Raw genomic sequence first — 21,105 nt, forward strand, 5'->3', positions numbered from 1 at the left:
CAACCCGCCTGACGGCTGAGAGAGGGCATGCCCTCTCTTATTTTTTCTGACCGCAGACATAGCTGTTGATTTCTGCGCCCAACGGAATTTCCGTCACTTTCGGTGCGTTCCAGGCCATGATGTTTCTCCTTGGCATTGGGTGTGGTGTGCACAAAACGCAGCCACACATCGCAGGTACGTGCGGTGCGTCAGAGCGTGGTTAGTGTGATGAAAAAAAACAAACGTGCAAGGGCTGGTACTGCCATAAGGGGAGAAGGTGCGGCCTTATCACGGCAGTGTGATGGCGCATGCCCGCTTTGAGCGGCGCAACTGTTTCATTTTGAAACACATTCAGCCGTCGCAGGTACAGCATACTGCATGGCGCAGCGGGGTATTGCGGCAAGGCCGGTGGCGTGCTCATGCGCCAGTATGCTGGCCAGCCGTGCGTCCAGTGCGGCATCGGGCACATGGCAAAACCCGGCCGAGGCATAGAATGGCGCGTTCCATGGCACGTTGACAAACGTGGTAAGTGTTACGCGCTGCAATCCCCGCTTCTGTGCGGCTGTGCATACGGCGTGCAGCAGGCGGCGGCCCAGCCCCTGGCCCTGTGCTGCCCGCGTGACCGACATTTCCTGAATATGCAGGTCCTGCCCGTAAGGGTGCGCTGTGACAAACCCCAGCAGCGGCCCCGCAGCACTGGCAGCAACCCAGCAGGCTTGCGCGGCTATGCTGGCAGTATGTTCGGCAAGGGGGAGCACATCACCCCCGGCCAGCCAGGCCAGTTCCGGTATGCTGGCAAATGCCTGTGCGGCATCGCGCTCCAGTGCAGGCAGGTGCGGGGCATCCGCCAAACAGGCGAGGCGGATGGTGCAGGGCAGGCGGGCACCCGTGGCAGGGTCGCCTCCTGTGCCTGTGGGCCTAGCTGGGTGTGGGTGTGCCATTTTCCAGCGTGACAATAAGCGGCACGTGGTCGGATGGGCGCTCCTTGCCGCGTTCCTCCCGGTCGGGTTGTGCTGTTTGCAGGCGTTCGGCCACACGGGGGGAGAGCAGCATATGGTCGATCCGCAACCCGCTGTCCCGTGGCCATGCTCCGGCCTGATAATCCCAGAATGTATAGGCCGCACCGTGGGGGTGCAGGGCGCGCAGGGCATCGGTCAGGCCTAGCCAGCGCAGTTGCCGCCATGCTGCCCGGCTTTGCGGGCGTACAAGGGCGTCATCCGGGGCCAGCGCACCGGGGGCGCAGTCCTCTGGGGTGGGGCAGATATTGTAATCCCCCGCCAGCACAAAGTCCGTATCCTGCTGCAAAAAATCCTGCGCGCGCGCGGTGAGTGCTGCCAGAAACTCCAGCTTGGTGGCGTAACCCTGTTCCGCGCCGGAATTGCCATTGGGTAGGTACAGGTTGCCCAGCACCAGCCCTTGGGTGCAAACCTCCACATACCGGGCGGCAGGGTCGGTAAAGCCGGGCAGATGCTCGGTTGTGACTGTAAAATCCCCACGGACCAGTGTGGCTACGCCGTTATAGGATTTCTGCCCCACAACGGCGCTGCGGTAGCCGGCCTGCGCAAAAACCTCGGAGGGGAACAGATGCGTCTCGCATTTGATTTCCTGCAACATCAGCACATCGGGCTGTTCGCGCGCCAGCCAGTCCAGCACCAGATCCTGCCGCAGACGCACCGAGTTGATGTTCCATGTCGCGATTTTCATGCGAGGGAAAAGCTCGTGCCGCACCCGCAGGAGGACGCCGCATTGGGGTTGGCTACGGCAAAATGTGCCCCCATCAGCTTGTCCTCAAAGGTCAGCTCCGCCCCGGCCAGCAGGTCCAGACTTGTGGGGTCCACCACCACCAGCGCGCCGTTTTTTTCTATGCGCACGTCATCAGCGGCCAGCCCGCCGGGCGGGGTGAGGATGAACTGATACTGGAACCCGTTGCACCCCCCTGCTTCCACTGCTACGCGCAGGGCAACCGGGGCTTCCTGCCCGGTGGTGGCACTGGCCTGTTTTTTGGCGATAACGCTGGCAATGCGGTTGGCAGCGGAGTCGGAGACGGAAAAAGTGGGGGCTGGCTGTGTCATACCCCCATAGATAATCCGCCCGCGTGCAGGTTTGAAGGGGCAAGACGCCTCCAATGGTCAACTTTCCTCCAATAGCCTAAGATCAGGCGGCATGGTCCGTGGGCATTGTGCCGCCCGGACAGGCCAGGAGGTGCGTAATGCTGCAAGCCACACAACGCGATGAGCTGATGCCCTATGCCGTGCAGCCCGGCGAGGGCCGGGGCAGGCGCCTGCACGCAGAGCCCGAATCCCTGACCCGCTCCCCCTGGCAGCGTGACCGGGACAGGGTGGTGCATTCCTCCGGCTTCAGGCGTTTGCAGTATAAAACGCAGGTGTTCATTAACCACGAGGGCGATTTTTTCCGCACCCGGCTGACCCATTCGCTGGAAGTGGCGCAGGTGGCCCGTTCCATGGCCCGCTACCTGCGGCTGGATGAAGACCTGACCGAGGCCGTGGCCTTGGCGCATGACCTTGGCCACACCCCCTTTGGCCATGCGGGGGAAGATGCACTTGCCGCGCGCATGCAGGAGTACGGCGGGTTTGACCATAACGCGCAGGCGCTGCGGCAGGTCATGCTGCTGGAGCGGCGCTATCTGGCGTTTGATGGCCTGAACCTGACATGGGAGACGCTGGAAGGGCTGGCCAAACATAATGGCCCCGTGCGCAGGCCCTCCGCCAGACTGGCAGAGGTGGATGCGCTGTTCCCGCTGGAGTTGGGCGGTTATGCCTCGGCCGAAGCACAGGTGGCTGCTCTGGCGGATGACATTGCCTACCACGGGCATGATCTGGATGATGGCGTAAAGTCCGGCCTGCTGTCGCTGGATGATCTGGTGGATGTGCCACTGGTCGGGCAGGCTCTGGCCGAAGCCCGCGCACTGGCGGCAGACCTGCCAAAAACCGACACCCGCACCCACCAGCGTATCCGGCACGAAATGGTGCGCCGTGTCATTCATGCTCTGGTGACCGATGTGCTGGTGTGCACGCGAGCGCGGCTGGCGGATCTGGCCCCGCGCAGTGTTGAGGATATTCGTGCTGCCAGCGCACCCGTTGTGGCCTTTGGCCCCGCCATGGATGAGGCCAATAAGGGGATCCGCAAGTTCCTGTTTGCCAAGCTGTACAGGCACTGGCGGGTCAACCGCATGACCCACAAGGCCCGCCACGTAACAGGGGAGCTGTTTTCCACCCTTACGGAGTCGCCAAACCTGTTGCCAGCCGAATGGCAGCAGCGTCTGGGGGATAAAGATAAGGCAGCCGTGCACCGCACCGTGGCGGATTACGTGGCTTCCATGACCGATCGATACGCCATGGAAGAACATAGGCGGTTGACGGACCTGGCCGTTGCAGGCTGATAAACGCGTTTGCTGCACCAATTACGGGGTTGAGTCGTCTATGTCCGAGTGTGTTTTCCAGCGTTACCGTCATCATGTTCTGGCCGTTGTGCGCGAACTGTTGCCCGACGTGGCGGAGGAAACGCTGGCCCGCGTGGAACTGACCCCCACGCGTGACCCCGCGCACGGGGACATGGCAACAAACGCCGCCCTGCTGCTAGCCAAGGCTGCGCGCCGCAAACCGGCCGATATTGCGGCTGATCTGGTCAGCGCCCTGCAAAAGGTGGAAGGCATTGCCGCTGTGGCTGCCGCCGGGCCCGGTTTTGTCAACATCACCCTGCAACCCGCCGTGCTGCGGGCCGTGCTGCCCGTGGTGCTGACTGTGGGTGAGGCCTATGGCCAGTCCACAGCAGGCAAGGGCGTGCGGGTGAATGTGGAATACGTATCCGCCAACCCCACCGGCCCCATGCATGTCGGCCATTGCCGCGGTGCTGTGGTGGGCGATGCTCTGGCCAACCTTATGGCCAAGGCCGGGTTTGACGTGACCAAGGAATTCTACATCAACGATGCGGGGAATCAGGTCAAGGCGCTGGCATGGGCGGCATACTGGCGCTACCTGCAGGTGCTGGGCACCAGAATGACGCAGGACGATTTTTCGGCCCTTGCCCCCGGTGGCCTGCAATATCAGGGCGAATACCTCATTCCCGTGGGTGAGGCACTGGCAGCCGAGTTTGGCAACAAGCTGGCCGAAGTGGACGTGGACGGAACACCCCTGCCAGCCCCTGCCGCAACATGGCTAGAAACCGTGCGCGGCTTTGCCGTGACCCATATGTTAAGCGCGATCAAGGAAGACCTCGCAGCGCTTGGCGTGCACCACGATGTGTTTTCGTCCGAGGCGGATGTGCTGGCCCGTGGCGTAACCGATGCCGCCATAGACCAGCTGGCCAAGGCCGACCTGCTGTATAACGGCGTGCTGGAGCCCCCCAAAGGCAAACTGCCAGAAGACTGGGAAGAGCGCGAACAGCTCCTGTTCCGCTCCACCAGCTTTGGGGATGATGTGGACCGCCCGCTGCGCAAGTCGGATGGTACCAACACCTACTTTGCCAATGATATTGGCTACCACATGGACAAGGTCGCCCGTGGCGCACAGGTCATGATTGACGTGTGGGGTGCGGACCATGGCGGTTACGTCAAACGCATGAAGGCTGCCGTAAAGGCCCTTACGGGGGATACCGTACCGCTGGAAGTGCTGCTGTGCCAGATCGTGCATATTCTGCGTGATGGTCAGCCGGTCAAAATGTCCAAGCGTGCAGGCACGTTCGTTACCCTGCGGGACCTGATTGACGAAGTCGGGCGTGACGCCGTGCGCTTTACCATGCTCACCCGCAAGAGCGATGCCCAGATGGAGTTTGATCTGGACCTTGTGGTGGCCCAGCAGCGTGATAACCCCGTGTTTTATGTGCAGTATGCCCATGCCCGCTGCCGCTCCGTGCTGCGCAGTGCCGCAGAAGAAGGGGCCTACGGCGCAGTGGACAACGCAGCCCTTGCCACCGCCACGCTGGACAGCCTGACCTCGGACGCGGAAATGGCTCTGGTGCGCCGTCTGGCTGAATGGCCGCGTATGGTGGAAGCCGCTGCCTTTGCGCGGGAGCCGCACCGTATTGCGTTCTATCTGGCCGAACTGGCGGGTGATTTTCATGCGCTGTGGAACCGTGGGCGTGATGATGCGTCCCTGAGGTTCCTGCAGGCTGGTGCGGTGGAAGCCACGCGCGCGCGTCTGGCCCTTGTGGCGGCTACGGCGGCGGTGATCCGCTCCGGCCTTGCGGTTATGGGTGTGGACCCGGTGGAGGAAATGCGCTGATGAGTGAGGATGACCGCCCCAGCTCTACGGTGGAAGAACGGATCAGCCGTGCGCGTGAGCGCATGAGCATGGATTATGACGACAAACCCGCCACGCGCTCGGCAACAGGCAACAAATTGGCCGGTGGCAGCAAGCTGATGGATATGTTCACCAGCTTTTTGGGCAGTGAGTCCGGCACGCGGCGTCTGGCTTACGGTGCGGCCGGGCTGGGCGGGCTGCTGGTGCTGGGTATTGGCGGCTGGGCCGTGCTGGGCCACCACCAGAGCGGTATTCCCGTTATGGGGCCCCCCCCGGTTGCCATGCGCACCAAGCCGGTTGATCCGGGCGGTATGCAGCTTGATACGCTGGCCCTGCCTGATGCAGATGCAAACCAGCAGGGCCACCCCGTGCCCGCGCCTGAAAAACCCAACCCCGCAGCCCTTGCTGCCCAGTACGGTGGCCAGCCTGCCCCGGTGGGTGCCCCAGCCCCCGTAGCGGCGGATAATGCAGGCACCACTCCGGCAGCGGGTGCGGCTGCACCTGCACCTGCGGCTCCCGCAGCTGAACCCACAGCGCAGGATGCCGCACAGGCCGATGGCGCAGCCCTTAAGCCTGTGCCCTCCGCCGCTTTGCCCGCGCAGGGGGCGGACGCTCCCGTAGCCGAGGCCGCAGTGCCCGAACCGCTTAAGGAAGCCCCCATTCCCACGGATGATGCCTCCGATGGGGAAGAGGAAGCCGCTCCGGTTGCCAAACCTGCGGCCAAAAAAGCCGCAACTGCTCCACATGGTACGGCAGGGGGCAAGTATCAGGTCCAGCTGGCAGCCCTGCAAACTGAGGCAGAAGCCCAGAAGGAATGGGCACGGCTCAAAACCCGTTACCCAACCCTGTTCGGTGATGTGACCCCCGCCTTTGTCCGTACCGAGCAGAATAACGCCACGTTCTACCGCCTGCGCGTGCTGGGCTTTGGTGCCGTGGCGGATGCAAAGGATTTCTGCTCCTCGGTGCGTGAGCGTGGTATGGCCTGCATGGTGGTGCGTCCCTGACGCCACCTGTGGAACGCCTGATGGAATCCCAAACTGTGCATCCGGCAGGGGAGGGCACGCAGCCCCCCCCTGCCCACAAACCGGCAGACCCGCAAACCACTGCGCCGCATGATGCGGCGCAGGACCACGTGCCACGTGTACCGCTTTTGCGGCTGGAGGGGTTTGAAGGGCCAATGGACCTTCTGCTCGATCTGGCGCGGGCGCAAAAGGTGGACCTCGCCCGGATTTCCATCCTGCAACTGGTCGAACAGTATCTGGCTGTGGTGGAAAATGCCCGCCGTGTCCGGCTGGAACTGGCAGCAGACTGGCTGGTTATGGCCGCATGGCTGGCATGGCTCAAATCCCGCCTGCTGCTCCCCGCCGATGACGAACTGGCCATGGAGGGGGAGGAAGCCGCCGAGCTGTTGCAAGAACGGCTGATAGAGCTGGCCTGCATGGGTGAGCTGGCCCGCTGGCTGGATGTGCGGCCCCGCCTTGGGCGTGATGTGTTTGCCCGTGGCCTGCCCGAAAATCTGGTGGAGGTGGACCGCTCCGGTCTGGCGCTGGATATGGCCCAGCTTATGCGGGCTTACCTTGCCTGTGTAAGACGCACCGCACGCAGGCGGATTTACGCCCCCCGCACGATCCGGTTCTGGACTGTGCAGGATGCGCTGAGCAGGCTGACCCGTCTGCTGGGCGAAACCCCACCGGGCTGGAGCACGCTGGACGCTTTTCTGCCAGACAGCCTGCCCGGTCAGGCGGAGGGGGAGGATGCCCTGCGCCAGCGCCGCGCCGCCATGGCTGGCACCCTGATCGCAGGGTTGGAACTGGCCAAGACCGGTCGGCTTGAACTGCGGCAGGATGAAACCTTTGGCCAGATCATGCTCCGCCCGCATGAGCAGGCAGAGGCCACCGACCCGCAGCCCGAACCGGAGGAAGACCCCGCCCCCGCAGAGGACGCCACGCCTAGGCACACCAGAGAAAAGAAGCAGGACGCATGACCACCCCCGCCCCCCTGACTGTGCCGGATGAAGCCGTAAGGCTGGCCGAAGCCCTTATTTTTGCCTCGACCGAACCCGTGAGTGCCCGCCGTCTGGCAGACCTGCTGGAAGGCAGGCAGATCATGCCCACGGGGGAGGAAGACCTGGGGGCTTTTGTGGCGGCTGTTCTGGCCGAACTGTGCCGCCGTTATGAGGGCAGGGGCGTGTTCCCCGTAGAGGTAGCCGGTGGCTGGCAGTTCCGTACCGCCCCCGATCTGGCACCGCTCTTAACCCGCGTGCTGGAGCGGCCAAGGCGGCTGCCCCGCGCGGTGATGGAAACACTGGCCATTATTGCCTACCACCAGCCCTGTACCCGTGTGGAAATAGAAGAAATTCGTGGCGTAAGCCTTGGGCAGAATGTGCTCGATACCCTGATCGAGGCGGAGCTGATTGCCCCGCGTGGCCGCAAGGAGGTACCGGGCAGGCCGGTCCTGTGGGGCACCACGGCCGACTTTTTGCGTCATTTTGGCCTGCGCGCACTCTCCGACATGCCACGGCGTGAGGAGCTTATGGTGGATGTGCCCCAAAATCCGGGGGAGGGCGGGCTGCCCCAGTCGGCTATGGCGTTTCAGGCCGCAGGGCAAGGGCCTGATGAGGGCCCCCACTCCCCGGGGGATACCCCGGAGCAGGTGGGGGAAGAGCCAGAGGTACTCCCCGCAACCGGCACGGCAGATGAGCAGGTTGCACAGGTTGCGGTTCCCGCCCCCGATGGTCCGTGATAGAGATGCACGCCCTGACTGTGTTGCAGGACTATGTTGTGGGTCGCATGGGGTGGGCGTGAACGGGGCTTGGTATGTTTGATTTTGCATGGTCGGAATTCGCCCTGATCGGCGCGGTGGCTCTGGTTGTTATTGGCCCCAAGGACCTGCCGGTTGCTATTCGCGGGCTTGCAAAAGGCATTAAAAAAGCCCGTGCGCTGGCCAGCGAGTTCCAGTCCCACCTTGATGAGGTGGTGCGTGAGGCTGACCTGTCCGAGGTAAGCGAGCATGTGCGGGACCTGAAAAACCTGAACGTGCGCGGCCGGATCATGAAGGCGCTGGATAGCGATGGGAGCCTGAACAGGGCTGTATCCGCCCCACCCGTAACCGAGCGTTTTGTCCCCTCCGGCCCCAGAGCGCTGGATGCCATGCCCCGCTCGGCAAGCCCCGCCCCCGCAACAGCGGACTACGCCACCACGCCTATGGGCCATGAGCACTACGGCTCCGCCCCGGCATGGCAGGAAAGTGTGCAGGACCGGCAGGTGGACAGTGCTCCCCCCGAACTGCCCCCCATTATTGTGCGCCGCATCCTGCGCGAGCAGGACCGGCTGCATCCGCCTGCCATCCTCCCCCCCGTGCGGCTTATGCATGCAGGCCGTAGCGTGGCCCCCGGCGTTATTGCCGGGCTGGAGGACCAGCCCATGACGGGGCAGGCCGTTGCGCCTCCCTTTACGCCAGAGCAACCCACCCCGGCGGGCGCAGAGCCAGCGGGGGAAGAGGTCGAGAATAGAACGCAGGCCGTTACGGCAGCGCATGGACCCGCCAGCACGACAACGGACCCGCAGGCATGAGCGATAACGCCCCTCATCAGGAAGACCCGATCCACGACCAGCCCATGCCCCTGCTGGAGCATCTGCTGGAGCTGCGCCGCCGCCTGCTGTGGTCGGGGGCTGCGTTTATTGTGTGTTTTGCCCTGTGCTACCATTACGCGGGTGATATTTACCTGTTTCTGGCCCGCCCGTTAGGCGAGATCATGCGCCAGCGTGGGGAGCAGCCCCACCTGATTTATACCGCACTGTATGAGGCGTTTTTCACCTATATCCGGGTGGCCCTGTTCGGGGCGGCGTTTTTGTCTTTTCCCATCGTGGCCATACAGGCGTGGATGTTTATTGCGCCGGGGCTTTACCGATCGGAAAAACGGGCTTTTGCGCCGTTCCTAATCGCAACGCCTGTGCTGTTCGTGGCCGGGGCGGCGCTGGCGTATTACTTTATTTTCCCTGTGGCATGGCGGTTTTTCGTGTCGTTCCAGACGCCGGGTGCGGGGGGCGATCAGGTACAGATCGAACTTCAGGCCAAGGTGTCGGAATATCTGTCTCTGGTCATGAAGATGATCATGGCGTTTGGCATTGCGTTCGAGCTGCCGGTGGTGCTCAGCCTGCTTGCCCGTGTGGGTATTGTGACCTCCGCCATGCTGCGCAAGTTCCGCCGCTACGCCATTGTGGGCGCGTTTGTGCTTGGGGCCATTTTTATGCCGCCCGACCCCATTACCCAGTTCGGTCTGGCTGTGCCGCTGGTGTTGCTTTACGAAATTTCCATTCTGTGTGCCCGCCTGATCGAGCCTAAACGGCCGCTGGCGGATACGACCAACCCCGAGCAGGAGGTTCCCTGATCCATGCATGACATCCGCGCCCTAAGAGCCGACCCCACGGCGTTTGATGCAGATCTGGCGCGCCGGGGCATGGCCCCCGTCTCTGCGCAGCTTCTTGCATGGGATGAGGAAAAACGGCAGGCCCAGACCCTTTTGCAGGACAAGCAGACCCGCAGCAAAACCCTTGCGCGGGAGATAGGCACCCTCAAACGCACAGGGGGAGACACAGCCGGGCTGGAAGCCGAAGGCGCTAGCCTGCGCGCGGACATGGAAGGACTGAAGGAGAAGGTGGACACTCTGGGCAACCAGACCACCAACCTGCTGGCCACCCTGCCCAACCGGCTGGACCCGAGCGTGCCTGATGGCCCGGATGAAACCGCAAATGTGGTGGTGCAGACATGGGGCACCAGACCCGAGTTTGCCTTTGCCCCCAAACAGCATTTTGAGCTGGGCGAGGCTCTGGGCCAGATGGATTTTGCCACGGCGGCCAAGCTTTCGGGGTCGCGCTTTGTGGTGCTGCGTGGCGCACTAGCGCGGCTGGAGCGCGCTCTTGGCCAGTTCATGCTTGATCTGCACACCACGGAGCATGGCTACACGGAAACACAGGTGCCCGTGCTGGTGAATGATGATGCCATGTACGGCACCGACAAGCTGCCCAAGTTTGCAGACCAGTCCTTTAGAACGGAGGATGGCCGCTGGCTTATTCCCACAGCCGAAGTGCCGCTGAGTGCTTCGGTCGCGGGGGATATTGTGGATGGCTCCGCCCTGCCCATGCGCCTGACCGCACTCAGCCAGTGCTTCCGTAGCGAGGCCGGGGCCTCCGGGCGGGACGTGCGCGGTATGCTGCGCCAGCACCAGTTTGAAAAAGTGGAAATGGTCAGCGTGACCACGCCGGAGGAAAGTGACGCCGAACACGAGCGCATGACCCGCTGTGCCGAGGTTGTGTTGGAAAAACTGAACATTCCCTACCGCCGCATGCTGCTGTGTGCGGGGGATACGGGGTTTGGCGCGGCCAAGACGTTTGACCTTGAAGCCTGGCTGCCGGGGCAGGACGCCTGGCGCGAGATTTCGTCATGCTCCAACACGCGCGACTTTCAGGCCCGCCGCATGAATGCGCGCTACCGTGCGCAGGCCGGTGGCGCCCCCGCATTTGTGCATACCCTCAATGGTTCCGGGCTGGCGGTAGGACGTACCTTAATTGCCGTGATGGAAAACTACCAGAACGAGGATGGGTCCATAACCGTGCCGGAGGTTCTGCGCCCCTATATGGGTGGTGTTGAGCGCATTGCGTAACGTCTGGCGCGCTACTCCCGCTTCGGGTTTGTGGGGATGACTCACAAACCCCTGCTGCTGTTGGGCATTGCCATTGTGGCGGAAGTGATTGGCACGGCCTGCCTTGCCGCGTCTCAGGGGTTTGCGCGCTGGCTGCCTGCGACCATCAGCCTGCTGGCTTATGGGTGCGCGTTTTACTTCCTGTCTATCCCGCTTAAAACCCTGCCCGCAGGCGTTGTGTACGCCTTGTGGTCGGGTGTTGGCATTGTGCTGATCTCGGTTATTGGCGCGGTGTTTTTAAAACAGACGCTCGATGCCCCGGCCATTGCGGGCATCGCGCTTATTCTGGCTGGTGTGGTGGTCATCAACCTGTTTTCCACCACCACGCATTAAGCCCTCCGCAGCTTTGCTGGCAGGGGCTTGGTGTGGGGTGGAGCCGTGCCGTGGCTCTCAGGGTATGGGGGTTATGGTGCGGAGCACCAGCCCCTGGGTCAGAATCTGGGGGAGCACCACGGCATCACCCTGTGCGGGCACAAACAGATAAAACGGCACACCGTCGCGCCCATGCGCGTGCAGAAAAGCCGTTATGGCCGGGTCTCGCCGGGTCCAGTCCCCGCGCAGGACCGTTACGCCGTAGCGGGCCATGGCGGCTTTTGTGGCATCGGTGTTCAGGGCCACCCGCTCGTTCACAAGGCAGCTAATGCACCATGCCGCTGTCATATCCACAAACACGGGTTTACCGGCGGCATGCAGGGCGTCCAGCCGCTTTTGCGAAAAAGCCTCTGTCCCGCTGGGTAAAGCCTGCACCGTGCCGGGCTGCTGTGCCGCCTGCTGTTGCAGGGCAGGGAGCAGCGCCATGGCCCCCAGCAGCCCCAGCAGGGCCACACCATACAGGGCCGTGCAACTCCGGCTGTGGCCCATGTGGCGCTGGCGCTTTTGGGCAATGCCATACACCCATGCAGCAAATGCCAGACACACCATGCCCGAACACAGCAGCAATACTGTTGTGGCGCCCCCTTCCACCGTGGCAACCCAGAGCAGCCACACGCAGGTCCCGAGCAGGGGGAACGCCAGAAACTGGCGTAAATAGTCCATCCATGCACCGGGGCGCGGCAGGTGGCTGGCCAGTGCGGGGCTAAAGGCCAGCAGCACGTAGGGGGCTGCCAGCCCAACGCCAAGGGCTGCAAACACCACCAGCCCGGTAAGCGGCGGGCCTGCAAGGGCTCCAGCAATGGCAACCCCCATGAACGGGGCCGTGCAGGGGGAGGCCACAACCACAGCCAGCAGGCCGGTCAGCACATCATGCGCAAGCCCGTGTTTGCGGGAGGAGGCATTGCCCAGAGCGGGGGGAAGAAAGGCAAATACATCCAGCAGGTTGAGCGCCATGGCAAAGAGCAGCCAGGTGATCATGCCCACAAATACGGTGGACTGGAACTGGAACCCCCAGCCCGTAGCATTCCCCCCAACCCGTAGCGCCATGACCAGTGCGCCAAGGGCTGTAAAACCCGCAATAACCCCGGCGGCGTAAGCTATGGCACTCTGCTTTTGGTGCTTGCGCTCGCTTTGGCCCATACGGGCCACGGCCAGCGCCTTCATGGCCAGAATGGGAAAAACGCAGGGCATCAGGTTTAGCACCAGCCCGCCAAGTAACCCAAGTATGATAAAGCGGAGCAGGTCGCCCGTTGTGTCCCCCCTTTCCGCTGGTGCGTTACCTGTAGAGGCGGCTGTGTCGGGGGCTGGGCTGGGGCTGGCAGCGTTTTGCTCTTCGGGCCGTGTGGGGGCGGGTTGGGGTGTGCTTGCTGGCGGAGTTGCCGCCGGTATTGCGCGTGGCACTCCACTCAGGGCCGCGCTCTGTGCCGGGGCTGGTGTATCCGCCTGTGGGGTAGCCTGTACGCTCAGGGCGCGCTCGGTTCCGTCTGGTGCCTGCAGGACCAGAATACCCGCTAGAGGTTTGTTACGGGCAAAACCTGTTGTGGGTTCAAGGCGGAGGGACAGCCCATTGGCATCAAATGTCAGGGCCTGTGGTGCGGCTTCGGCAATCTGCCCGCGTTCTTGGGGCATGAACCACGCATTCCCCACGGATTGCCGGTTCAGGCCCGGTGCGAGCACATGCAGTACGCCGTCAGGGCTGACTGTAACCGGGTAGGGGGAAGGCACAGGCGTATGCTGGGCCGCCTGCACAAAAAGAGATGCCTGAGCAGAGGCCAGCGGAGCCCCTGTGGGCAGGGTCAGGGTAAACGTACCGTCTTCGGGAATGCAGGATTGCTCGCATACAAGCCAGCTTGCCTGTGCGTTCAGGGTTGTCCAGCCGTGTGCGTCTGGCGTGCCGGGTTGCAGGTGCAGCGTAACCGGCAGCACAACATCCCCCGTATAGGCGTAGGACATAAGGGAGGCATCCCTTATGCGCTGGGGCGTGGGCCAGGTAATGGTCTGGGCGGTGCCCTGTAATGCGCCCGATGCGGTGACACTCAGGCTGGCAGGGTCCCCCGCATCTCCGGGGTTGAGCCAGTATGTGTGCCATCCGGGCTTGAGCTGCAGGCGCAGGGCAACATGGAGCGGAGCAGTGGCGCTGGCCGTGCTGGCGTCCGTAATCAGGGTGGCGGTGCTGTGGGCACTGACCACAGGAGCACTTTGCGCAGCCTGTGCGGCATGGGGCAGGCTGCCAGTGCAGGCCAGTGCTACCCCCAGTAGTCCTGCCAGCCCCGTTGCAAGCCGTGCCACCTGTTCAGAACCACGCAAAAACAGGGGGCGGGGTGCGTGCGTGCTGGCAGCCGCTGGTGCGGAGCACGCAACCTTGGGGGCAGGGAGTTGGGTGGCGGAGCGGGCAGGGCGGCGCATCAACGTCAGCTTTCAGCACGGGTATGGGTCCAGAGGGCCAGCATACGCAAAGCCTGGCTGTGTGGGAAATGGATCGTGTGCCCGCCGCCGGATTAATGCCCGGAGTCGGCTGCGGCACCGGGCTGGAGCACAAACAGGCGCGAGCAGTAGGGGCAGACCGTCTGGTGCCCACCGATCCTGAGCCAGACGCGCGGGTGCCCCAACTGGCCCAGCCCGCCATCGCAGGCAATTTTGCGCTGATCGACCAGAATGGTTTCCACATGCCCCAGACGGGGGCGGGGGATGGGGTTTGCCGGTTGGATAAGCATGGGTTCAAAAAGCCTCGTATCAGGTTGGCAGGTACGGGTGTGGCGCAAAGTCTGGGGGGATGATACGCATTGTAGCCGTGGTTGTGCAGCAGGCATCTTTTCCCATACGCGTGAGCAAAGGCTTACTCCGGCGCTGGAGCAGGGCTTTGCCCCTGTTTGCATGTGGGCTGGCTCTGCTTGGAGGCTGCGCCAGTGTGCTGCCCCCCGCACCTGTTCCTCCCCCCCGGTACGCCGCCGCCGCCCGCCTTGTTCCGCCTGATGGGGTGATAAGCCTGCGGGATGGTGCAGCCATACCCGTGCGGGTGTGGCAGGCCCATGGGCGTGAACGCGCGGTTGTGCTGGCCCTGCACGGGTTTAATGACAGCAAGGACGCATGGGAGTACTCCGCCCCGGCTCTGGCAGCACAGGGGATTACGCTTGTTGCCCCCGACATACGCGGTTTTGGGGCCGCCCCCCTGCGTGGGGGCTGGGCCGGCAGTGCCCAGCTGGTTGCCGATGCGCGTGAGGAGGAAGGCCGGATCCGCCAGACCCACCCCGACGTGCCGCTTTACCTTATGGGGGAGAGCATGGGGGGCGCTGTGCTTATGCTGCTTATGTCCGGCCCGGATGCCCCCAATGTTGCAGGGACCATATTGCTGGCCCCTGCTGTGTGGGACCTTGGAATAGGGGCGGATATTCCGCTGGATGTGCTGGCCACACTGTTTCCCAAGCGTTTTGTAACGGGGCGCGAACTGCCGGTGCATGTTGTGGCCAGCGATAACCCCGCAGCCCTTATCCGCCTGTATTATGACCCGCTCACCCTGCGCCAGACCCGGCTGGAAGCCCTGCGCGGGCTGGTGGCCCTCATGCGCAGCGCAGCGCGTGCGGCGCCAAGGGTGCATGGCCCCGTCTTGTGTCTGTACGGAGATCAGGACCAGCTTGTGCCCCCGCAGGCCATGGCGCAGGCATGGGGGGAACTGCCACCACCCGTCCGGCTGGACCTGATAACCGGAGGGCACCACCTGCTGCTGCGTGACCTGCGCGGCGCGCTGGCTCTGGGGGATATTGCTGGCTGGATCAACCAGCCAGAGCGGTTTTTGCCATCGGGGGGTGATATAACCGCTGCCGTATGGCTGGCGCAGGAGCAGGGAGCCAGCGGGCTGGGTGGTCGTAGCCCGGCATGGTTCCTGCCTGCCAGACTGGATGGCGTTGTTCCTCCCTAAGCCCTGTGGAGGCCCCTTGCAGGGGTTATTCTGCCGGTGCTGGCCTGTTCGGGCGGATATGAAAGATTAAAGGCTTGGCAACGCCCCCCGCTTTAGGTTAGGAGATGGGCCAACGGACCCGTAGCTCAGCTGGATAGAGCGTTGCCCTCCGAAGGCAAAGGTCACGCGTTCGAATCGCGTCGGGTCCACCATTCTCCTGTAAAAATAGCTAAAAACTGCGGTTTATAGGCCGGGTTAGACACTTTCCCGTTTTGGGTTAGACATGTCCGGGCTGTTCTCCCTTGTTTATGCTGCGGGTAAGTGCTTCTCGCGCGCGGACAGACTGTTTATTCTTGGCCATTCATGCCAGATTGCGCGTGGTATTCAGGACAGCTTTTTTACAAACGGTGGATAAAGGGTGCGGCAGTGGTGATGAAGCAGAAACTTTTTGTTGTGGCATCCTGCCTGTTTATTGCGTCAGTCGCTGCGTTTGTGCCTGCTGCCACAGCACGGGCGGCGTCCGTGCCCCGTTCGCCCTATGCCGCCAATGATGGCGAGAGCACATTGTGTGTATCCGGCCCGGTTTACATTATTGATGTGCATGTGGTGGTGACCGTCAATGACGTGGAACACACAATCAGCACCGCTGCGTCTGAAGTGTGTTCGGTCAACCCGGCCAATTTTTCCGATGTAGTGGTGCAGGGCGCACCGCCGCAGGGGGGAGCGCCGCTGGAGGTCAGCAAAAAAGTCGGGGTGGAGGGCACAGTCCGCCTGAACGGCCGCACAGCTACGCTGGAAACCAACGTGTACCTGCCCACCAAGGGGGGGAGTGCCGCCCAGTGCGCCAACAGCCAGCCGGGGGATGGCAGCCCGCCATGCAAAAGCAGCTCCCTTGGGGTTAACCTCTCCAAAACATGGATATTTACGCGCAACACATGGCGCGATTTTTACGTAGGACCAGATGACAACGGCAACCCGGTCAAGGTGCTTGTGCGTCTGTCCGATGGTCCGGTGAACTAACGCGGCCACCATGCGCGTAACAGGTGCCGGTATGGATAAAACCAGCCCATCCCCCGTTGTGGTCTGGTTCCGCGATGACCTGCGGCTGGCCGACAACCTTGCCCTGACCAATGCTGTGCGGAGCGGCCAGCCCCTGTGGTGCGTGTTTATACGCCCTGCTGGCCAGACCTGCACAACCGCGCTGGACTGGTGGCAGGCCCAGAGTGTGCAGGCGCTGGACCACGCCTTGCGCGCATATGGCGGCCGCCTGCACCTGTTTACGGGGCAGGCCGAGCAGATTCTGCCCGAGCTGGTGCGTGAAGGCGGGTGTACGCAGGTGTTCTGGAACCGTCGCTACGACCCGGCGGGTAAGGCTACGGATACCCGGCTCAAGGCCCAGCTTAAACAGATGGGTGTGGCAGTGCACAGCACGCCGGGCAGCCTGCTGCATGAGCCATGGACCGTGCGGAGCAAGGCCGGGCAGCCTTTTCAGGTTTTTGGTGCATTCTGGCGTGCGGCCAGTGCTACGGCCCATTACCCGGCCCCCTTGCCGGTTCCCCCAAGTATGGCGTTTGCCCCATGCCTGGCCTTGCCAGATGCACGGATCTTGCCCGATGCTGCGGTGCAGAACCTGCCGGGCTGGGCCGAGGCCATGCGGCCCTACCACGTTTTTGCCGAGCAGGACGCACACGCCCAGTTGCATGACTTTATTGCCCATGCCCTGCAAAACTATGTGCAGGACAGGGATTTTCCCAGCAAAGATGCAACGTCCGAGCTTTCTCCCTTCTTGCGCACGGGCCAGATAACACCCGCACAGATCTGGCACGCCGTGGCGGCGGCAGGCGCGCAGGATGGAGGGAGTAAGTTCCTCTCCGAAATCGGGTGGCGGGAGTTTGCGTGGTCCTTGTTGTGGGAACACCCGGATATGAGCACGCGCAACCTCAGGCCTGAGTTTGATACAATGCCATGGCGGGTGGACCCCAAGGGGCTTGCGCGCTGGCAAAAGGGGCGCACGGGTTACCCGCTGGTTGATGCGGGCATGCGCCAGCTCTGGCAGACGGGTCTTATGCACAACCGGGTGCGGATGGTTGTGGCGTCTTTTCTGGTCAAACACCTGCTGATTGACTGGCGCGAGGGCGAACGCTGGTTTGCCCATACGCTGGTGGATTATGACCCCGCAAGCAACCCCATGAACTGGCAATGGAATGCTGGAACCGGGGTGGAATCCGCCCCTTTTTTTCGGATTATGAATCCCATCCTGCAATCGCAGAAATTCGACCCCGATGGCGCGTATATCCGTACCTGGGTGCCCGAACTGGTGGGGCTGCGTGGCCCCGATATTCATACCCCATGGCAGGCAACTCTGTTGCAGCCGACTGGCTACCCCAGCCCCATTGTGGACCACGGCGTAGCGCGCGCACGGGCACTGGCGGCATGGAAAGCGCAGAAAAACGAGGCATGAGTTAAGCCCGTGTAGCCTTTACGCCGGATATGACCCGACAATGCGGGGTAAAGAACTGATTTTTTTGAAAATATGGTGAAGAAAACAATTTTTTTGACGGGCATCAAGGCCAAAGGCTTCGGTTTGCGTTTGTAATTACAGGACAGAACAAACCACGGAGCAGATACATGACCCGCGTAGCAGGAAAAGTCGCCATTGTTACAGGGGCCGCCAACGGTATTGGCAAGGCCACCGCAATTCTGCTGGCCAAGGAAGGTGCCAAGGTTGTCGTGGCTGATTTGCAGGAAGAAGCCGGGCACAACACGGTAGCCGAAATCAAGGCTGCAGGGGGCGAGGCCCTGTTTGTCAAACTCAACGTTACGCAGGAAGCAGACTGGCAGAACGCCGTAAATCTGGCGGAGCAGACATTTGGTAAGCTGGATGTTGCGGTCAACAATGCCGGTATTGCCTATAATGGCACGGTGGAAAGCACGAGTTTGGAAGACTGGCAGCGTGTGCAGTCCATCAACCTCAACAGCGTGTTTCTGGGCACCAAATATGCGGTTGAAGCCATGAAAAAAGCAGGGGGCGGGTCCATTATCAACCTGTCTTCCATTGAAGGGCTGGTGGGGGACCCTACCCTTGCAGCCTATAACGCCAGCAAGGGTGGCGTGCGCCTGTTTACCAAATCTGCCGCATTGCACTGTGCCAAGTCGGGCTACAAGATTCGGGTCAATTCCGTGCATCCGGGCTATATCTGGACCCCCATGGTGCAGGGGCTGACCAACGATGCCGCAGAAGCACGCCAGAAGCTGGTGGACCTGCATCCGCTTGGCCATCTGGGTGAGCCGGACGATATTGCCTACGGCATTCTGTATCTGGCGTCTGACGAATCCAAGTTCATGACCGGGAGTGAACTGGTGATTGATGGCGGTTACACGGCCCAGTAAGTCATTTTGTTACCCCCGGCCTTTCAAGGGACTGGGGGTAACAAAAAAGCCTCCCGCAGCACTGTGCGGGAGGCTTTTTTTATGGTCTGCCCGTAATGGTGCAGGGGCTTATGGCAGCGGGTGGGCTGCGTTAAGCGTGTTGCGCTCTTCCAGAATCTGGCCGGGCTGGAGTGGGGTTGCACGCGCGCTCTTGATTTCGTCCGCAGTAAAGGCCGGGGCGGAAGCGTCGCCCGACAGGGCGGAAACGTAGCTCAGCAGTGCTGCAATATCATCATCCGACATGGCGGCCATGGAGGGCATGTAACCCATATAGGACATGCCGCCAGCCTTCAGGCTGCCTGCCAGGCCGTTGAGCAGTACGTGAATAACGTAGGTTTTGCCTTCGGGGGTGGCTGCAATCTGGTTGATACGGCCTTTAAGCGGAGGGAACTGCCCGGGCACGCCGCTGCCGGTGCTCTGGTGGCACATGGCGCAGTGTGTTGCGAACAGTTGCGCACCATCGGCTGCTGCGTGTGCGTTCCCTGCAAGGCCGGACAGGCCCGCAGTTGCTGCAAGCACAGCCAGAATGGTTTTTTTCATGAAAAACTCCTGCTTAATCGTTCGATTTCGCAACAATTATACACGGCTTTGGCTGTATCTCAACTCCCCCCTGCGCACAGATCCGCATATGGGGCGCGCAAGGATAAAGTTGCCGTTGGGCTGGCTTCCTGTCATTCAGGCGTCATGACGAAAGACAAGGACTTTGAGATATTTTTGGCCACCGTGCCGGGGCTGGAATCCGTGTTGTGCGCGGAGGTGCGGCTTAAAGGGTTCAAACAGCCCGTGGCCGTGCCCGGCGGGGTTGTTATCCGCGGTGGGTGGCCGGAGGTCTGGCGCGCAAACCTGTGGGTGCGTGGGACCAGCCGGGTTCTGGCGCGTATAGCGTCTTTTCCCGTTGTGCACCTGTCCCAGCTCGACCGGCGCGCGCGGCAGGTTGCGTGGCAGGACGTTCTGCGCCCCGATGTACCCTTCCGGGTGGAGGCAAGCTGTGCAGGCTCGCGCGTGTACCATGCCGGTGCTGCGGCCGAGCGCATAGGCAAAGCCATTGCCCAGACGCTGGGGGCCACACAGGCGGATGACGCACCAGTGCTGGTGCGTGCGCGTATTGAGCAGAATCTCTGCACCATAAGCGTGGATACATCGGGCGATCTGCTACACAGGCGCGGCTACAAACAGGCGATTAACCGCGCCCCCCTGCGGGAGACAATGGCGGCCCTGTTCCTGCGCCAGTGTGGCTATAACGGGCAGGAGCCAGTGCTGGACCCCATGTGTGGCTCGGGTACGTTTGTGATTGAGGCCGCCGAAATTGCTGCCCGCCTTAACCCCGGCCGGGCGCGCCATTTTGCGTTTGAACAACTGGCGACCTTTGATGCGCAGGCATGGCAGCAGATGCGCGCGGTTAAAAGCGAACGCACACCGTTGGTCCATTTTTATGGGAGCGACCGGGATGCTGGCGCCATAACCATGAGCCGCGCCAACGCTGAACGCGCAGGCGTGCAGGACTATGCAACCTTTGCCCAGACCACCATTAGCGCCCTGCGGCCACCACCGGGGCCTGCGGGGCTGGTTATTGCCAACCCACCCTATGGCACCCGCATAGGCGACAAGCAGAGCCTGTTCCCCCTTTACAGTGCGTTTGGGCAAACCATGCTGGCGCATTTTTCGGGCTGGCGTGTGGCTATTGTCACGACCGAGGCAAAGCTTGCCCACGGCACCGGCCTGCCATTTTTGCCGCCCGAAGCCCCCGTGCCCCATGGGGGGCTGCGTGTTTCGTTGTACCAGACCGCACCGCTGCCATAGGGGACAGTGTGGTATGGGGGCGGGCATGACGGGCATGCCTGCGCGCCCCCTTTATTTCCCCCATCCTGCTTTATAAAAGGAAGCCCGATCAGCAGGTGAGCCAGGGGTGAGGTGCCAAAAAATGAGCGTGACATGGGGCGATTTTCAGGCCGTTGTGCAGTTATCGGCCGGTCTTAACGTGGCTATTCTCAGCTTTGTGGACATCAGCCTGCCCGCCATCAAGGAGCGGCGGCGCGTGTTTGCCAAGGCCCGGCAGGAACTCGATATTCACCGCAAAAACCCCCACAAACGCACGGAGGTTGAAATAAAGGAACACACCGCCGCTGTGGATGATGTGGACCGCAAGCTGTTTGACTTGTGGCGGGAGACATCGGCGTTTGAGAGTATTGAGGATTCCTTGCTCAAATCAACCGGCGTGCTCGGGTTTTGTGGCGCGGTGTTGAGCATAGGCCTGCTGTGGTATTCCGCCCTGCACTATGATGCTCCCATCCTGTTTACAGGGGAACTGCTGACCGTCATTTCGTTCGGCTCCCTGCTGGGTGCGTTTTTGATCAATTACTTCACCGCATCCAAGGCATCCCAGTATGCCAAACGGTGCAATGACCTGCGCACCCATATGCGCTTGCACCTTTAGGCACAGAACCTGAAAAAAACAGTGCAGGTTCTGCCAG

At 62.2% G+C, this 21,105-nt stretch carries 22 protein-coding genes and 1 tRNA gene; 16 read left to right on the top strand and 7 right to left on the bottom strand.

Going from position 1 to position 21,105, the window contains the following annotated elements; all coding sequences use genetic code 11:
* Positions 1-37: 37 nt before the first annotated feature.
* From pqqA to GOB83_RS03750, 4 genes are all read right to left on the bottom strand, one after another.
* On the bottom strand, positions 38-118 hold the full coding sequence (gene pqqA, locus GOB83_RS03735; protein WP_035370857.1) for a pyrroloquinoline quinone precursor peptide PqqA: 81 nt from the start codon (positions 116-118) through the stop codon (positions 38-40).
* A gap of 196 nt (positions 119-314) precedes the next feature.
* Entirely contained in the window at positions 315-920 is a 606-nt protein-coding gene (locus tag GOB83_RS03740; protein ID WP_165925282.1) for a GNAT family N-acetyltransferase, read from the bottom strand.
* Complete coding sequence (locus GOB83_RS03745) at positions 898-1,683, bottom strand: exodeoxyribonuclease III (protein WP_165925283.1); 786 nt, start codon at positions 1,681-1,683, stop codon at positions 898-900. Before GOB83_RS03745 ends, GOB83_RS03740 begins: the two co-directional genes overlap by 23 nt.
* A complete protein-coding gene (locus GOB83_RS03750) occupies positions 1,680-2,051 on the bottom strand; it encodes a HesB/IscA family protein (protein ID WP_095349292.1) in 372 nt (123 codons plus the stop codon). Before GOB83_RS03750 ends, GOB83_RS03745 begins: the two co-directional genes overlap by 4 nt.
* A 137-nt stretch (positions 2,052-2,188) precedes the next feature.
* On the opposite strand from GOB83_RS03750, the gene GOB83_RS03755 reads away from it, so the two are divergent.
* The 9 genes from GOB83_RS03755 (at position 2,189) to GOB83_RS03795 (ending at position 11,271) form a co-directional block, all read left to right on the top strand.
* Positions 2,189-3,379 carry a deoxyguanosinetriphosphate triphosphohydrolase gene (locus GOB83_RS03755; RefSeq protein ID WP_095349291.1) on the top strand — a complete coding sequence of 397 codons (1,191 nt, stop codon included), beginning with the start codon at positions 2,189-2,191 and terminating at the stop codon, positions 3,377-3,379.
* A 40-nt stretch (positions 3,380-3,419) separates the two neighbouring features.
* Positions 3,420-5,219 carry an arginine--tRNA ligase gene (gene argS, locus GOB83_RS03760; RefSeq protein ID WP_165925284.1) on the top strand — a complete coding sequence of 600 codons (1,800 nt, stop codon included), beginning with the start codon at positions 3,420-3,422 and terminating at the stop codon, positions 5,217-5,219.
* Positions 5,219-6,241, top strand: a complete 1,023-nt coding sequence (locus GOB83_RS03765; protein WP_165925285.1) for an SPOR domain-containing protein — start codon at positions 5,219-5,221, stop codon at positions 6,239-6,241. Before argS ends, GOB83_RS03765 begins: the two co-directional genes overlap by 1 nt.
* 20 nt (positions 6,242-6,261) lie before the next feature.
* Positions 6,262-7,221 (top strand): segregation and condensation protein A, encoded by a 960-nt coding sequence (locus GOB83_RS03770; RefSeq protein WP_242005725.1) that lies wholly within the window; start codon positions 6,262-6,264, stop codon positions 7,219-7,221.
* Positions 7,218-7,979: an SMC-Scp complex subunit ScpB gene (scpB, locus tag GOB83_RS03775; RefSeq protein WP_165925286.1), complete on the top strand. Its 762-nt coding sequence runs from the start codon at positions 7,218-7,220 to the stop codon at positions 7,977-7,979. The genes GOB83_RS03770 and scpB overlap by 4 nt, the downstream gene beginning before the upstream one ends.
* A gap of 74 nt (positions 7,980-8,053) precedes the next feature.
* A complete protein-coding gene (gene tatB / locus GOB83_RS03780; RefSeq protein ID WP_165925287.1) occupies positions 8,054-8,809 on the top strand; it encodes a Sec-independent protein translocase protein TatB in 756 nt (251 codons plus the stop codon).
* A complete protein-coding gene (gene tatC, locus GOB83_RS03785; protein WP_095349286.1) occupies positions 8,806-9,627 on the top strand; it encodes a twin-arginine translocase subunit TatC in 822 nt (273 codons plus the stop codon). The genes tatB and tatC overlap by 4 nt, the downstream gene beginning before the upstream one ends.
* Positions 9,628-9,630: 3 nt before the next feature.
* Positions 9,631-10,899: a serine--tRNA ligase gene (gene serS, locus GOB83_RS03790; RefSeq protein ID WP_086646637.1), complete on the top strand. Its 1,269-nt coding sequence runs from the start codon at positions 9,631-9,633 to the stop codon at positions 10,897-10,899.
* A 36-nt stretch (positions 10,900-10,935) separates the two neighbouring features.
* Positions 10,936-11,271 carry a DMT family transporter gene (locus GOB83_RS03795; RefSeq protein WP_086646638.1) on the top strand — a complete coding sequence of 112 codons (336 nt, stop codon included), beginning with the start codon at positions 10,936-10,938 and terminating at the stop codon, positions 11,269-11,271.
* Positions 11,272-11,328: 57 nt separating this feature from the next.
* On the opposite strand, the gene GOB83_RS03800 is transcribed toward GOB83_RS03795, so the two are convergent.
* Positions 11,329-13,716, bottom strand: coding sequence for a protein-disulfide reductase DsbD family protein (locus GOB83_RS03800; protein ID WP_165925288.1), 2,388 nt, complete (start codon positions 13,714-13,716; stop codon positions 11,329-11,331).
* 92 nt (positions 13,717-13,808) lie between these two features.
* Positions 13,809-14,024, bottom strand: coding sequence for a zinc-finger domain-containing protein (locus GOB83_RS03805; protein WP_086646640.1), 216 nt, complete (start codon positions 14,022-14,024; stop codon positions 13,809-13,811).
* A 59-nt stretch (positions 14,025-14,083) separates the two neighbouring features.
* Between GOB83_RS03805 and GOB83_RS03810 the strand changes: the two genes are divergently transcribed.
* The 5 genes from GOB83_RS03810 to GOB83_RS03830 all read left to right on the top strand — a co-directional run bounded on the left by GOB83_RS03810 (position 14,084) and on the right by GOB83_RS03830 (position 18,595).
* Positions 14,084-15,226: an alpha/beta fold hydrolase gene (locus GOB83_RS03810; protein WP_165925289.1), complete on the top strand. Its 1,143-nt coding sequence runs from the start codon at positions 14,084-14,086 to the stop codon at positions 15,224-15,226.
* Positions 15,227-15,340: 114 nt separating this feature from the next.
* Positions 15,341-15,417: transfer RNA gene (locus tag GOB83_RS03815), tRNA-Arg, on the top strand.
* A 220-nt stretch (positions 15,418-15,637) separates the two neighbouring features.
* The gene (locus GOB83_RS03820; RefSeq protein WP_086646642.1) at positions 15,638-16,225 is read left to right on the top strand and encodes a hypothetical protein; all 588 of its coding nucleotides are present in this window, start codon (positions 15,638-15,640) and stop codon (positions 16,223-16,225) included.
* A gap of 31 nt (positions 16,226-16,256) precedes the next feature.
* Positions 16,257-17,666, top strand: coding sequence for a cryptochrome/photolyase family protein (locus GOB83_RS03825; RefSeq protein ID WP_165925290.1), 1,410 nt, complete (start codon positions 16,257-16,259; stop codon positions 17,664-17,666).
* 167 nt (positions 17,667-17,833) lie between these two features.
* Positions 17,834-18,595: an SDR family oxidoreductase gene (locus GOB83_RS03830; RefSeq protein ID WP_165925291.1), complete on the top strand. Its 762-nt coding sequence runs from the start codon at positions 17,834-17,836 to the stop codon at positions 18,593-18,595.
* Between the two features lie 108 nt (positions 18,596-18,703).
* Here GOB83_RS03830 and GOB83_RS03835 read toward each other — a convergent pair whose 3' ends face one another.
* Complete coding sequence (locus tag GOB83_RS03835) at positions 18,704-19,174, bottom strand: c-type cytochrome (protein ID WP_086646644.1); 471 nt, start codon at positions 19,172-19,174, stop codon at positions 18,704-18,706.
* A 144-nt stretch (positions 19,175-19,318) separates the two neighbouring features.
* Here GOB83_RS03835 and GOB83_RS03840 point away from each other — a divergent pair, with 144 nt between their 5' ends.
* Entirely contained in the window at positions 19,319-20,434 is a 1,116-nt protein-coding gene (locus GOB83_RS03840; protein WP_165925292.1) for a THUMP domain-containing class I SAM-dependent RNA methyltransferase, read from the top strand.
* Between the two features lie 121 nt (positions 20,435-20,555).
* Complete coding sequence (locus GOB83_RS03845) at positions 20,556-21,068, top strand: hypothetical protein (RefSeq protein WP_086646646.1); 513 nt, start codon at positions 20,556-20,558, stop codon at positions 21,066-21,068.
* Positions 21,069-21,105: the final 37 nt, after the last annotated feature.

It is taken from the genome of Acetobacter fabarum, from assembly GCF_011516925.1.
Lineage (GTDB): Bacteria > Pseudomonadota > Alphaproteobacteria > Acetobacterales > Acetobacteraceae > Acetobacter > Acetobacter fabarum.